Below are 13,467 nucleotides of genomic sequence, written 5' to 3'. Positions count from 1 at the left end.
GGATTTCAAGAGGAGCTTCCCGCAACGGCCCCCGGCTCATTTAGCTACCCCTTGAGTGGACCGCGGGGGAACGTCCCGGCCCTGGGCTGGTCCGAAGTCGATTAGGATGCGGCAGGGAAGCTGGCCGGGCAGTCGCCGTACCCCTTGCGCGGGTATGGAGGAAAGTCCGGGCTCCGCAGAGCAGGATGCCGGTTAACGGCCGGACGCTGCGAGGCGATGGAAAGTGCCACAGAAAACAAACCGCCGACGGCCTGGCGACAGGTACGGGCAAGGGTGAAAAGGTGAGGCAAGAGCTCACCGCGTAGGTGGTAACACCTCACGGCAAGGCAAACCCCATCCGGAGCAAGACCAAATAGGGGAGCGAGAGCGTGGCTCGCGCTGCTCCCGGGTAGGTCGCTCGAGCCGCCGGGTAACCGGCGGCCTAGATGAATGGCTGCCACTGCGCCGAAAGGTGCAGGACAGAACCCGGCTTACAGGCTGGCTTCCCGCCGTACCGTTTTGGTTGGGTGTTGCTGCGGTTCGTTTCTATAAACCACTTCAGATTGATGATCTAAGCTACTGTTCCGTCAAGAGGAGTGTCTTGTCGTCAGCCGACGACTCAACTCCTGTTTGTAAGTCTTTGTCCCGCCTAAAAAATCCCAGCAGTGACTGCTTGACCATGGCGTTTCTTTGCACTAGAGTGGGGGAAAGTAGGAAAAAGTGGGAAAAGCAGTAAAAACCGTGGCATCCCGCACAGGGGGAACATGTTTCAGGGAGCGACCTCTCTCAGCCTTGACGCAAAGGGCCGGTTGGCGGTGCCCACCAAGCACCGGGACCGCTTGCAGGCTGGCAGCGAAGGTAAGCTTGTGCTCACTGCACATCCTCACAAGTGCCTGCTGCTCTATCCCTTCGCGGCGTGGGAGCCAATCCGCAGCCGCATCATGGCCTTCCCCAGCTTCGATCCCCAGCTCTCCCTATGGAAGCGGCTTCTGATCGGCTACGCGGAAGAACTCGAGCTGGACGGCGCTGGTCGGTTGCTGATCTCTCCAGCGCTTCGCAAATTTGCCAACCTCGACAAGGAGCTGATGTTGGTGGGCCAAGGCAGCCACTTCGAGATCTGGAGTCAGAGCGCTTGGGAGCAACAACTTGAGCAGCTCGCCAATGCCCCCGAGAAGCTGCCACCGGGAATGGAGAACTTCTCGCTGTGAGCGCTCGCCATGACCTCGCACCAGCCGGTACTCGCCACCGAAGCGCTCGCGGCGCTTCAGATCCAGCCTGCGGGGGTGTACATCGACTGCACTTTCGGGCGCGGCGGGCACAGCCGCGAGATTCTCGCGCGCCTGGGGCCGCGGGGCCGCTTGATCGCCATGGATCGTGATCCTCACGCGGTCGCGGCGGGACAGGCGCTGTGCGACGCGCGCCTGAGCGTCGTGCATGCACGCTTCAGCCGCTTGCGCAGTGTGCTCAAGCAGCACGACGCGGCCCTGGTGGACGGCGTGCTGCTCGATCTCGGCGTGTCATCGCCACAACTGGACGATGCCGAGCGCGGTTTCAGCTTTCAACAGGACGGCGAACTGGACATGCGCATGGATCCGGGATCGGGCGTGTCCGCCGCTCAATGGCTCGGGCAGGCACGGGAAGAAGAAATTGGGGAGGTCATCCGGCGCTATGGCGAAGAACGGTTTGCTAAGCAGATTGCAAGAGCGATTGTTGCGGCTCGATCGCGGCAGCCTGTTCACCGTACACGGCAACTTGCCCAGATCGTGGCAGAAGCCGTTCCCACGCGCGAACCACGCCAGAACCCGGCGACGCGCACCTTTCAGGCTATACGGATTTACCTCAATCAGGAGCTCGAAGAGCTGGAGGTGACCCTCCCGCAGTGCGTCGAAGCCCTGAGGGTGGGTGGGCGGCTGGTCGTGATCAGCTTCCACTCGCTCGAAGATCGCATCGTCAAGCGCTTCATGCGATCCGAGGCGCAGCCCGAAGTGCCCCGGCATTTGCCGTTGCGCGCCCGCGAGATGCCCGCGCCCAGACTGAAGCTGATCGGCCGCGCGACGAGGCCCGGCGACGCGGAAATTCGCGCCAATCCGCGCGCGCGCAGCGCGGTCATGCGGGTTGCCGAGCGGGTGGCCGCGTGATCCGCGTCAATCTCGTGCTGCTGCTCATACTGATTGCCTGCGCGCTGGCGCTGGTTGCCTCGCGCCATCAGGGCCGCAAGCTCTACGTCGAACTACAGAAGGAGCAGTCCGTGGCACAGCAGCTTGAAGTCGAATACGGCCGGCTCCAACTCGAAAGCAGCACCTGGGCTACCCACTCTCGCGTCGAGCGCATTGCCGCCGGCGCTCTGCAGATGCGAGTGCCGTTGGCCGCGCAGGTGCGTGTCGTTCCTCCCCCTCCCGCGCCGTCCAAGCCATGAGAGCCTCCGTGAACCCGGCCCTAGGCGTGCGCCTGCCCGTGTGGCGGGCACGCCTGCTCCTGCTGCTGGTATTCGCGGCCTTCATGGTATTGGCGGCGCGGGCTTTTTATCTCCAGGGGCTGAACAAGGACTTCCTCCAGGAAAAAGGAGAGTCGCGCTACAGCCGCGTCATCGAAATCGCGGCGCACCGGGGTGCCATCGTGGACCGCAACGGTGAACCGCTCGCCATGAGCACTCCGGTGGAGTCGGTGTGGGCCTCCCCAGCCGATGCGAAACTCTCCGCCGAGCAGCGCGCGAAGCTCTCGAAACTGCTCAAGCTCGCGCCGAAGGAGCTGCAGCGCCGGCTCTCGAGCGAAAGCCGCGACTTCGTCTATCTGAAGCGCCATCTGCCCCCCGACGAGGCCGCCAGGATCGTCAGCCTCGGTCTTCCCGGGATATTTCTCAGGCGGGAATACCGGCGCTACTACCCGGCGGCGGAGGTCACTGCTCATCTGCTCGGCTTTACCAGCGTGGACGACAAGGGCCAGGAAGGGATCGAGCTGGCCTATCAGGAGTGGCTTGCCGGCAAGCCGGGCAGCCGGAGGGTCATCAAAGACCGGCTGGGGCGCATCGTGGAGGACGTGGAAAACATTGCGGCGCCCCAGCAGGGCAAGAGCCTGCAGCTTGCTGTCGATTCACGCATCCAGTATCTGGCATACCGCGAGCTGAAAGAGGCGGTGGCACAGCACGGCGCGCGCGCGGGCAGCGTATTGGTGCTCGATGCAAAGACGGGTGAGGTGCTGGCACTCGCCAACTGGCCGAGCTTCAACCCCAACAACCGCGAGACCCTGAGCGCCGAGCGCACCCGTAACCGGGCGGTGGTAGACCTGTTCGAACCGGGCTCCACGCTCAAACCGTTCACCGCGGCGGCGGCGCTGGAGGCAGGACTGGTTAGCGCGCGCAGCGTGATCGATACCGCCCCGGGGTGGATGAGAATCGGTAATCGCACGATACGCGACCCGCATCCGGAGGGACTGCTCAGCGTCTCGCAAGTCATCCAGAAATCCTCCAACGTGGGCTCGGCCAAGATCGCGCTGGCGATGCCGCCGCGCGATCTGTGGAGTCTCCTGACGGCGGTTGGGTTCGGAGCGGCGCCGCGCTCGGGTTTTCCGGGAGAGGTAGCGGGCCGGCTGCGCGCCTATCAGCACTGGAAACCGATCGAGCAGGCGACCGTGTCCTATGGCCACGGCATCTCCGTCAGCCTGTTGCAGCTGGCGAGGGCGTACGCGGTATTCGCCACCGACGGACTACTGCCCCAGATTTCCTTTGTTCGGCGCGAAACCGCCGTGACAGCGCAGCGCGTCCTCTCGGCGCGCACCGCGCGCGCGGTGCGCGCGATGCTGGAGTCGGTCACTCAGCCGGGAGGCACGGCGTTGCAGGCGCAGGTCACCGGTTATCGTGTCGCCGGCAAGACCGGAACGGCGCACAAGCCGCTCGACGGTGCCTATGCGACCGACCGCTATATCTCGTCTTTCGTGGGCATCGGCCCGGTGTCCGACCCGCGCTTGGTGATCGCCGTGATGATCGACGAGCCCGCCGGACGCCAATACTACGGCGGCGAAGTTGCCGCGCCGGTCTTCAGCCGCATCATGGCCGGAGCGCTGCGCCTGCTCGACATCGCACCCGATGCGCTGCAGCATACGTTGCCCGCGCGCACGGCTTGGCTGGTACGCGAGGCGGCATGAACGCGCAGCGCCCCGCGGTGTCCACCGCGTCGGAGGATCGCTTCGATTTGGGTACGCTCCGCGCGCTCGGGGTCGTGCCCGGCGGCATCGCCATCGACAGCCGCAAGGTCAGACCGGGAGATCTTTTCCTCGCCTATCCCGGGGAACGATACGACGGCAGGCATTTCATCGCGCAAGCCGTCGCCGCCGGTGCCTGCGCAGTGCTGTGGGAACCCGAAGGACTGCAGACGCGTCCCGCGATCGCGATACCCAACTGGCCCGTGCCCGGCTTGCGCCATCGCGCGGGTTTCGTCGCCGCGCAGTTCTTCGGCGAGCCCTCCAGGCAACTCTGGGTGGCGGGTGTCACCGGCACCAACGGCAAGACTTCCTGTTCGCACTGGATCGCGCAGGCCATGACATTCCTCGGGCGTCGCGCTGCGGTAATCGGAACCCTCGGCAGCGGCTTTCCCGGGGCAGTCGCTACGGGTCCGACGACGACGCCGGATCCGGTGTCTCTGCAGGCCCAACTGTGCGCCTTTCGCGAACAGGGCGCCCGGGCGGTCGCCATCGAAGTCTCGTCGCACGGAATCGAACAGGGGCGCGTGAACGGCGTGCGTTTCGACGTTGCGCTGTTTACCAACCTCACGCGCGACCACCTCGACTATCACGGCAGCATGGAAGCTTATGGCGAAGCCAAGGCCAGACTGTTCGAATGGCCGGAGCTAAAGCACGCGGTGGTGAATCTGGACGACGATTTCGGCATGCGGCTCGCGAGGCGCATCGACCGCACGCGGATCAACGTCCTCAGTTACGGCATGAACAGTGGGGAGATCGCCGGCCACAAGCTCGACCTGTCGAGCAAGGGCTTGAAGCTGGAGATCACCACGCCTTGGGGCGCGGCGCGGTTGGCAAGCCCGCTTCTGGGCGCCTTCAACGCCCACAACCTTCTCGGCGTGTTGGGCGTGCTTATGACTTGTGAAGTCGCGCTGGAGGACGCGATCGCGGCTCTGGGCCGGCTGCAACCGGTGCGCGGAAGAATGCAGACGGTCCGGTTCGACGATGCACCGCTGGTCGTGGTGGATTACGCGCATACGCCCGATGCCCTGGAGAAGGTGCTGCAGACGTTGCGCGGCCTGCTGCCGCCGGGAGGACGGCTGCACTGCGTGTTCGGCTGCGGCGGCGATCGCGACCGAGGCAAGCGCCCCGTAATGGGGGAGATCGCCACGCGGCTTGCCGACCGCTGCGTGATCACGAGCGACAATCCGCGCTCGGAGGACCCGCGCGCCATCATCGAGGAAATCGTCGCCGGCGCGCACGCGGGCTATCACGCGGAACCGGACCGCGAGCGCGCGATCCTCGATGCCCTGTCGCAGGCGCGGCCGAGCGACATCGTGCTGCTCGCCGGGAAGGGCCACGAGACTTACCAGGAAATCCGCGGCGAGCGAGTGCCATTCGACGATGCCGAAATCGCGCGGGCGATGCTCGCTCGCGGCCGCAGGAAGGCGCGCCGTGTTTGACCTGACGCAAGCCGCGCGCGCAATCGATGCCCGGCTGGTCGGAGGCAACGTGCCGGTGAGGCGGGTGAGCACCGACAGCAGGGACATCCGCGAAGGCGATCTTTTCGTCGCGCTCAAAGGCCCGCGCTTCGACGGTCATCGTTTCGTGGAGCAGGCGAGGCGCTCGGGCGCGGTGGCGGCCATGGTGAGCGAGGTCCCGGCAGCCGCCGGCTTGACTCTGCTGATCGTAGACGATACGCGCTTGGCGCTGGGCCGGCTCGCATCTTGGTGGCGCGAACGGTTTCACATTCCGCTGGTCGCGATCACCGGCAGCAACGGCAAGACCACCGTGAAGGACATGCTCGCCAGCGCGCTGCGCGCTTACGCCGGCGAACACGCCGTACTGGCCACACAAGGCAATCTGAACAACGATATCGGCGTCCCGCTGACGCTGCTCGGATTGCGCGCTGCACATCGCTATGCAGTGGTGGAGATGGGCATGAACCACCTTGGCGAGATCGCCTATCTGTCCCGGCTGGCGCGTCCGAGCGCGGCACTGATCAACAACGCCGGCACGGCTCACATCGGAGAGGTCGGATCGGTGGAAGGCATCGCGCGCGCCAAGGGCGAGATCTTCGCGGGATTGCAGCGGCAAGGCACGGCGATCATCAACGGCGATGACGCGTTTGCAGACTACTGGCGCGGGCTGGCCAAGGGCCGGCGCGTGGTCGATTTCGGACTGGACAAGCGCGCCACCGTGCGCGCGCGCTACGAGCTGAGCGAGGGCGGGAGCCTGGTCACCGTGAACACGCCCCGTGAGGAGTTCGTCGTGCGCCTGGCCGTACCCGGCCTGCACAACGTCAAGAACGCATTGGCCGCCGCGACCGCCGCCTGGACGCTCGAGATTGCCGTGCCGGCCATCACCACGGGACTCTCCGGGTACCAGGGAACCAAGGGTCGGTTGCAGCTGCGTCGACTGCCCAACGGCGCGCTGCTGATCGACGATACCTACAACGCCAATCCGGAATCGACGAAGGCGGCGCTGACGGTGCTCGGGGCCTACAGCGCGAGGCGGCTCTTCGTCTTGGGCGACATGGGCGAGCTGGGCGAAGGAGCCGGCGCGATGCACGCCGAGGTGGGCAGCTTCGCCCGACGCGCCGGTGTGGAACGGCTTTTCGCGCTGGGCGAGGCGAGCGAGGCCGCGGTGCGCAGCTTCGGAGCGGGCGCGGTGCACTTCGCTTCGGTCGAGGCATTGCTCGATGCTCTGAAGTCTGCGATCGATGGGCAGACCGTGTTACTCGTCAAGGGCTCGCGCTTCATGCGCATGGAGCGCGTGGTGGAAGCGCTCATCAGCGCCTCCGAGCGCGCGCGCGAGGGACGCTGATGCTGCTCTGGCTCACGCAGTGGCTGGCGCAGGACGTACGGGCGTTCAATGTCTTCAGCTACATCACCTTGCGGGCTGTCCTAGCCACGCTCACGGCGCTGGTCATGTCTTTCTTCGTCGGCCCGGGAATGATCCGCAGGCTCACCGCGTACAAGATCGGACAGGCGGTGCGCGACGACGGTCCGCAGACGCATCTGACCAAAGCGGGCACTCCAACCATGGGCGGTGCCCTCATCCTGGTGTCCATCGCCATCACCACGCTGCTGTGGGCCGATCTCACCAACAAGTACGTTTGGGTGGTGCTCATCGTCACACTGGGTTTCGGGGCCATCGGCTGGGTGGACGACTACCGCAAGGTGGTTCAGCGCAACTCGAAGGGACTGTCGGCGCGCGCCAAATTCTTCTGGCAATCGGTGCTCGGACTGGCTGCCGCGCTGTACCTGTCCCTGAGCGCGACCGTCCCCGCACAGACCGAGCTGATCGTGCCCTTCTTCAAGCAGGTGGCGTATCCGCTGGGCATGACCGGGTTCGTGATCGTCACCTATCTGGTGATCGTGGGCACCAGCAACGCGGTGAACTTGACCGACGGGCTGGACGGGCTGGCGATTCTGCCCACCGTCATGGTCGGCAGCGCACTCGGGGTTTTCGCCTATGTGGCGGGGCACGCGGTGTTCTCGCGCTATCTGGGCTTTCCCCACATCCCCGGCGCGGGAGAGTTGACGGTCCTGTGTGCGGCCATGGCCGGTGCCGGTCTCGCCTTTCTCTGGTTCAACGCCTATCCGGCCGAAGTCTTCATGGGAGACGTGGGCGCCTTGGCGCTGGGTGCCGCACTGGGGACCATCGCAGTGATCGTGCGGCAGGAAATCGTGCTGCTAATCATGGGCGGCGTGTTCGTGATCGAGACCCTGTCGGTCATGCTGCAGGTCGCCTCTTTCAAGCTCACCGGAAAGCGCATCTTTCGAATGGCACCGCTGCACCACCACTACGAGCTCAAAGGCTGGAAAGAGAACCAGGTCGTGGTCCGCTTCTGGATCATCACGATGATGCTGGTGCTGGTTGGACTCTCGACGCTGAAGCTGCGCTGATATGCCATGCGGATCGTCTTCCACAACGGCCAAGGCGCCTAGGGGTGCGCCGGGCGCCGTTCCGCCGCCCGGCGGCGTCCGGGCCATGACAACCCATCCGCCGATAAGAGGTTAAGGAAACCATGACTTTCGAACAGTTCAGTCGATTGTTCCTGCGGCGCGAGGCCGACGTACCCCCGAGACTGCTGCTGCAACAGATGGCGCTCGAGGAAATCGCAGCCGACGAAGAGGAGGACGTCGGGGCGGTGCGTTTGCTGCGCCTGCAGGCCGCGATGAAGGAGCGTCGTGGCCCTGGATCTGAAAGATAAGCGGGTTCTCGTTCTGGGCCTGGGCGCGAGCGGGATGTCGATGACGCGCTTCGCGGTCCGCCGAGGTGCCTCCGTGACGGTCGCCGACACGCGCGAAACTCCTCCATTGGCAGAGCAACTGCGCGCGGAACTGCCCGAGGTCGCCATGCACCTCGGTCCGTTTCAACCGCGCACGTTCGAGGATGCCGAGATCGTCGCGATCAGTCCCGGCGTGCCGCTGTTCGAGCCGCTCGTGCGCAAGGCGCAGGAGCGTGGCGTGCCGATCGTCGGCGACATCGAGCTGTTCGCGCGCATTCGCGAGGAGTTCGCCGGAGCCCGGGTCATCGCCATCACTGGCTCCAACGGCAAGAGCACCGTCACCGAAATGGTGGGAGCGATGTGCAAGGCCTCTGGCATTCGCACCCTGATCGCCGGGAACATCGGACTGCCGATTCTCGATGCCATCAGCGAAATCGACACTGGCCGTCGGCGCCGACCGGACGTGTTCGTGCTGGAACTGTCGAGCTTCCAGTTGGAGAGCACCCAATCGCTCAATCCCGACGTAGCGGTGGTGCTCAACGTGAGCGAGGACCATCTCGACCGTTATCCCGGAATGCGCGAATACGCGCAGGCCAAGTCGCGCGTCTACTTCGGCAGCGGCGTGCAGATCGTGAATCGCCAGGACCCATGGTCGCGGGCGATGGCGCTGCCAGGGCGTTGCGTGTTCACCTTCGGACTGGACCAGCCCGCGGGAGAACGTGACTGGGGCCTGCGCGAGGCGGACGGGCAGACCTGGCTCGCGCAAGGGACGCAGACTTTGATGAGGGTCTCGGAGCTGCAGGTCGCGGGTTTGCACAACGCCGCCAACGCGCTGGCGGCACTGGCCTTGTGCCGTGCAATCCGCCTGTCCTATCCGCCGCTGCTCAGGGCGCTGCGCGATTTTCGCGGTCTGCCGCACCGAGTGCAGAGGATTGCCGAGATCGCTGGCGTGTCTTTCTACGACGACTCGAAGGGCACCAACGTCGGCGCCACCGTGGCCGCGCTGCAGGGCATGGCCCAACCGTGCGTGCCCATACTCGGCGGGGACGGGAAGGGACAGGATTTCTCGCCGCTCAAGGAGGCGGTCGCGAAGCATGCTCGCGCCGTCGTACTGATCGGCCGGGACCGTGAGCTCATCGCCCGCGCCATCGAGGGCAGCGGAGTCACCGCCACGCGGGCGATCGATATGCGCGAAGCGGTGCACCAGGCGTTCCGCTTGGCGCGTCCAGGGGATGCGGTCTTGCTCTCCCCGGCCTGCGCTAGCTTCGACATGTTCCGCAACTACGAACACCGCGCACAGGTCTTTCTGGAGGCGGTGAGAAGCCTGGAGGCGCGGCGGTGAATGGGTTGCTCGGCGCGCGGGTTCAGCACGCTCCGTCGGAGCCCGACTTCGATGCCGTCGTGGTCTGGATCTGCGCGCTGCTGCTCGCGCTGGGGCTCGTAATGGTTTATTCGGCCTCCATCGCCATCGCCGAAAGCAGTCGGCTCTCCGGCGGCAACCCGCACTATTTCCTGGTCCGCCACGCGATCTTCGCGTCGGCGGCGGTGGCCGCGGGTGCGATCGCCCTGCAGTTGCCGATGCGCTTCTGGCAGGCGGTCGCGCCGTATCTGTTCCTTCTGGGCGCAGGACTGCTGGTCGTTGTGCTCATTCCGGGGGTAGGGCGCGAGGTCAACGGCAGCCAGCGCTGGATCCCGCTCGGCGCGCTCAACCTGCAGCCCTCCGAGCTGACCAAGCTGTTCGTGGTGCTCTACGCGGCGGACTACACGGTGCGCAAGGCAGCGCACATGTCAAGCTTTCGCAAGGGGTTCCTGCCCATGTTCTTGGTCATGCTGTTGACCGGCGCGCTGCTGCTGCAGGAACCGGACCTTGGCGCCTTTGCCGTGATCACGGCGATCGCCATGGGCGTGCTGTTTCTCGGTGGCATGAACTGGCGGCTTTTCGCAGTGCTGAAGATCCTGCTGATCCTCGGTTTCATCGCGCTCATCTGGACCTCGCCGTATCGCATGCAGCGCGTACTGGGGTTCATGGACCCCTGGTCCGATCCGTTCGGCAAGGGCTATCAGCTCTCGCACGCGCTGATTGCCTTCGGACGCGGCGAGTGGTGGGGCGTGGGGCTCGGCGCGAGCGTGGAGAAGCTGCTGTACCTGCCAGAGGCACATACCGATTTCGTGCTGGCGGTGATCGCCGAAGAACTCGGACTCGTCGGCGTGACCCTGGTCATTGCGCTGTTCGCCTGGCTTACGCTGCGCGCTTTTGCGATCGGCAACCGTGCGGCGAGGCTGGAGCGGTATTTCTCGGCGCTGGTGGCGCAGGGCGTTGGCATTTGGCTAGGTACGCAAGCCATTATCAACATGGGCGTCAACATGGGGTTGCTGCCGACCAAGGGCCTTACCCTGCCCTTCATCTCGTTCGGCGGCAGCGCCCTGCTCGCCAACTGCATGGCGATCGGCCTGCTGTTGCGGGTCGACTACGAGAATCGGCAGATGATGAAGGGGTACTCGCTGTGATCGCGTCGCGCCCGCAGTCGCGCACCATTCTCATCATGGCCGGCGGAACCGGAGGCCATATCTTCCCGGCGCTCGCGGTGGCGGAGGAACTCGCGGCGCGCGGCTGGCGCGTGGTATGGCTGGGCGCGAGCGGCGGCATGGAGGGTCAGATCGTGCCGTCGTACGGCTACCCCGTGCAGTGGATCCGCTTCGGCGGACTGCGCGGCAAGGGGCTGCTGCGCTTCGCGCTACTGCCGCTGAATCTCCTGATCGCCTTCTTTCAGAGCGCGCGCGTGTTATTTCGCGTGCGGCCCGACGTCGTGCTGGGCATGGGCGGCTACGTCACCTTTCCCGGAGGAATGATGGCGGCACTGTTTCTGCGCCCGCTGGTGATCCACGAGCAGAATGCGGTCGCTGGACTCGCGAACCGGGTGCTTGCCCAAGTCGCCGATCACGTGCTGGTTGCTTTTCCGGGTGTGCTGCCCAAATCCGTCTGGACCGGTAACCCGGTGCGCAAGGCGATCGCCGGGCTGGCTCCGCCGGAGCAGCGCTTCGCGGGACGCTCGGGGCGGCTGCAGCTGCTGGTGATCGGCGGCAGTCTGGGCGCACGCGTGCTCAATGAGACGATGCCGCGCGCCGTTGCGCTAATGCCCGAATCGGTCCGCCCGCGGCTCACTCATCAGTCTGGCCGCGCACATCTGCAGGAACTGGAGGTGGCCTATCGCGAAGCCGGTATCGAGGCGCGGGTGGTTACGTTCATCGAGAACATGGCGGGCGCCTATGCCGATGCCGATCTCGTGATCTGCCGGGCGGGCGCTACGACGGTCGCGGAACTGGCGGCTGCGGGCGTGGCCAGCGTGCTGGTCCCTTTTCCGTCCGCGGTGGACGATCACCAGACCGCGAATGCGCGCCATCTGTCCGACTCTGGAGCTGCGGTGCTGCTGCCGCAAAGCGAACTCACGCCCCGCCGCCTGTGCGATCTGCTGCTGGGCTTCACTCGCGAACGCCTGCTGCAGATGGCCACTAGGGCGCGGGCGCTGGGCAAGCCGGACGCCGCACGCCAGGTCGCGGACTGCTGCGAGGCCGCCGCATGAAGTACAAGGTCAAGCGCGTGCACTTCGTCGGGATCGGCGGTTCCGGGATGAGCGGCATTGCGGAGGTGATGCTGAACCTCGGCTTCGAGGTCAGCGGGTCGGACCTGCAGGAGAGCGCGGCCACGCAGCGACTACGGCAACTGGGGGCCAGGATTCACGTCGGTCACGACGCGGCGAACGTGTCGGCGGCCAATGCCGTGGTGGTCTCCACCGCGGTCAAGCCTGACAATCCCGAGGTTGCGGCCGCTCGGCTCAGGCGCATTCCGGTCGTGCCGCGCGCCATGATGCTGGCGGAGCTCATGCGGCTCAAGCAGGGCGTAGCGGTAGCGGGCACGCACGGGAAGACCACGACGACGAGTCTCGTGGCGAGCGTGCTTGCCGAAGCCGGCATGGATCCGACCTTCGTGATTGGAGGCCGGCTCGAGGCGGCCGGTTCGCACGCCAGGCTCGGCAGTGGCGAATTCATCGTGGTCGAGGCCGACGAGTCGGATGCCTCCTTTCTTTACCTGCAGCCGGTGTTGGCGGTGGTGACCAACATCGACGCCGATCACATGGAGACCTACGGCCACGACTTCGGGCGGCTGCGCCACGCCTTTCTCGAGTTTGTCGAGCACCTGCCCTTCTACGGCATGGCGGTGCTATGCGTGGACGACGCCAATGTGCGCAGCCTGATTCCCATCATCACCAAGCCGGTAACCACGTACGGGCTTTCGGAGCAAGCGCAGGTCCGGGCCGTCGACGTGACAGATGCCGGCGGGCAGATGCGCTTCCGGGTCACACGCCGCACGGGTGCCAACGGCCACGAGCAGGCACTGCCCGACCTTTCCATCGTGCTCAACCTGCCGGGCCGTCACAACGTGCAGAACGCGCTCGCCGCGATCGCGGTGGGCATGGAGCTGGGTGCCACCGATGAGGCCATCGTGCGCGCGCTGGCCGGGTTCAGGGGCGTAGGACGTCGTTTCCAGCGCTACGGCGAACTTCGGCTGCCCGGCGGCGGCAGTTTCACGCTGGTCGACGATTACGGGCATCACCCGGCCGAGATGGCGGCCACGCTTGCGGCCGCGCGCGGCGCCTTTCCCGGCCGACGTATCGTGCTCGCCTTTCAGCCGCACCGCTACACGCGAACGCGTGACTGCTTCGAGGACTTTGTCAAGGTGCTCTCTTCGGTCGACGTGCTACTGCTCACCGAGGTCTATGCCGCCGGCGAGATGCCCATCGTCGCGGCCGACGGCCGGGCTCTGGCGCGCGCTGTGCGCGTGACCGGCAAGGTGGAACCGATCTTCGTCGAATCGATTCAGGAACTGCCCACGGCGATTCTGGCCACTGCCAAGGCGGGCGATGTCGTGATTACCATGGGGGCCGGGTCGATCAGCGGCGTGCCGGGTTTCCTGCTCAAGGGCTGACATGGACATGGCCGATATGCAAGGACCGGAGCTGCTGCGCGGCAGACTGCTCGCCAACGAGCCGATGTGCAAGCACACCAGCTGGCGGGTCGGC

The 13,467-nt window shown here is 65.7% G+C and carries 12 protein-coding genes and 1 other RNA gene; all 13 read left to right on the top strand.

The annotated features are described in order from the left end of the window. Positions 1–116 precede the first annotated feature (116 nt). The 13 genes from rnpB to murC all read left to right on the top strand — a co-directional run bounded on the left by rnpB (position 117) and on the right by murC (position 13,373). Positions 117–489: RNase P RNA component class A (gene rnpB, locus VNM24_00715), an RNA gene on the top strand. 254 nt (positions 490–743) lie between these two features. Next, a complete protein-coding gene (mraZ, locus tag VNM24_00710) occupies positions 744–1,187 on the top strand; it encodes a division/cell wall cluster transcriptional repressor MraZ (protein HWQ37119.1) in 444 nt (147 codons plus the stop codon). A 9-nt stretch (positions 1,188–1,196) separates the two neighbouring features. Continuing rightward, entirely contained in the window at positions 1,197–2,117 is a 921-nt protein-coding gene (gene rsmH / locus VNM24_00705) for a 16S rRNA (cytosine(1402)-N(4))-methyltransferase RsmH (protein ID HWQ37118.1), read from the top strand. Continuing rightward, positions 2,114–2,395: a cell division protein FtsL gene (gene ftsL, locus VNM24_00700; GenBank protein ID HWQ37117.1), complete on the top strand. Its 282-nt coding sequence runs from the start codon at positions 2,114–2,116 to the stop codon at positions 2,393–2,395. The genes rsmH and ftsL overlap by 4 nt, the downstream gene beginning before the upstream one ends. 8 nt (positions 2,396–2,403) lie before the next feature. Then, positions 2,404–4,119, top strand: a complete 1,716-nt coding sequence (locus VNM24_00695) for a penicillin-binding protein 2 (protein ID HWQ37116.1) — start codon at positions 2,404–2,406, stop codon at positions 4,117–4,119. Further along, complete coding sequence (locus VNM24_00690) at positions 4,116–5,615, top strand: UDP-N-acetylmuramoyl-L-alanyl-D-glutamate--2,6-diaminopimelate ligase (protein HWQ37115.1); 1,500 nt, start codon at positions 4,116–4,118, stop codon at positions 5,613–5,615. Before VNM24_00695 ends, VNM24_00690 begins: the two co-directional genes overlap by 4 nt. Further along, positions 5,608–6,978, top strand: a complete 1,371-nt coding sequence (gene murF, locus VNM24_00685; GenBank protein ID HWQ37114.1) for a UDP-N-acetylmuramoyl-tripeptide--D-alanyl-D-alanine ligase — start codon at positions 5,608–5,610, stop codon at positions 6,976–6,978. Before VNM24_00690 ends, murF begins: the two co-directional genes overlap by 8 nt. After that, positions 6,978–8,063: a phospho-N-acetylmuramoyl-pentapeptide-transferase gene (gene mraY, locus VNM24_00680; GenBank protein ID HWQ37113.1), complete on the top strand. Its 1,086-nt coding sequence runs from the start codon at positions 6,978–6,980 to the stop codon at positions 8,061–8,063. Before murF ends, mraY begins: the two co-directional genes overlap by 1 nt. A 122-nt stretch (positions 8,064–8,185) precedes the next feature. Beyond that, positions 8,186–8,371, top strand: coding sequence for a hypothetical protein (locus VNM24_00675; protein ID HWQ37112.1), 186 nt, complete (start codon positions 8,186–8,188; stop codon positions 8,369–8,371). Further along, the gene (gene murD, locus VNM24_00670) at positions 8,349–9,731 is read left to right on the top strand and encodes a UDP-N-acetylmuramoyl-L-alanine--D-glutamate ligase (protein HWQ37111.1); all 1,383 of its coding nucleotides are present in this window, start codon (positions 8,349–8,351) and stop codon (positions 9,729–9,731) included. The genes VNM24_00675 and murD overlap by 23 nt, the downstream gene beginning before the upstream one ends. Further along, positions 9,728–10,897, top strand: coding sequence for a putative lipid II flippase FtsW (gene ftsW / locus VNM24_00665; GenBank protein ID HWQ37110.1), 1,170 nt, complete (start codon positions 9,728–9,730; stop codon positions 10,895–10,897). The genes murD and ftsW overlap by 4 nt, the downstream gene beginning before the upstream one ends. Continuing rightward, a complete protein-coding gene (murG, locus tag VNM24_00660; GenBank protein ID HWQ37109.1) occupies positions 10,894–11,970 on the top strand; it encodes an undecaprenyldiphospho-muramoylpentapeptide beta-N-acetylglucosaminyltransferase in 1,077 nt (358 codons plus the stop codon). Before ftsW ends, murG begins: the two co-directional genes overlap by 4 nt. Continuing rightward, positions 11,967–13,373, top strand: a complete 1,407-nt coding sequence (gene murC, locus VNM24_00655; protein ID HWQ37108.1) for a UDP-N-acetylmuramate--L-alanine ligase — start codon at positions 11,967–11,969, stop codon at positions 13,371–13,373. Before murG ends, murC begins: the two co-directional genes overlap by 4 nt. The last annotated feature ends 94 nt before the right edge of the window (positions 13,374–13,467 follow it).

The sequence above is a fragment of the Burkholderiales bacterium genome (assembly GCA_035560005.1).
Lineage (GTDB): Bacteria > Pseudomonadota > Gammaproteobacteria > Burkholderiales > Eutrophovitaceae > DASRFY01.
Note: the sequence above shows the minus strand (reverse complement) of the source record. Positions and strands in the feature narration are given on the sequence as shown.

Excerpts from the sequence above, each read along its gene's own strand:
- mraY (HWQ37113.1), top strand. The coding sequence starts at position 6,978 with ATGCTGCTCTGGCTCACGCAGTGGCTGGCGCAGGACGTACGGGCGTTC.
- mraZ (HWQ37119.1), top strand. The coding sequence starts at position 744 with ATGTTTCAGGGAGCGACCTCTCTCAGCCTTGACGCAAAGGGCCGGTTG.
- rsmH (HWQ37118.1), top strand. The coding sequence starts at position 1,197 with ATGACCTCGCACCAGCCGGTACTCGCCACCGAAGCGCTCGCGGCGCTT.
- VNM24_00675 (HWQ37112.1), top strand. The coding sequence starts at position 8,186 with ATGACTTTCGAACAGTTCAGTCGATTGTTCCTGCGGCGCGAGGCCGAC.
- murC (HWQ37108.1), top strand. The coding sequence starts at position 11,967 with ATGAAGTACAAGGTCAAGCGCGTGCACTTCGTCGGGATCGGCGGTTCC.
- VNM24_00690 (HWQ37115.1), top strand. The coding sequence starts at position 4,116 with ATGAACGCGCAGCGCCCCGCGGTGTCCACCGCGTCGGAGGATCGCTTC.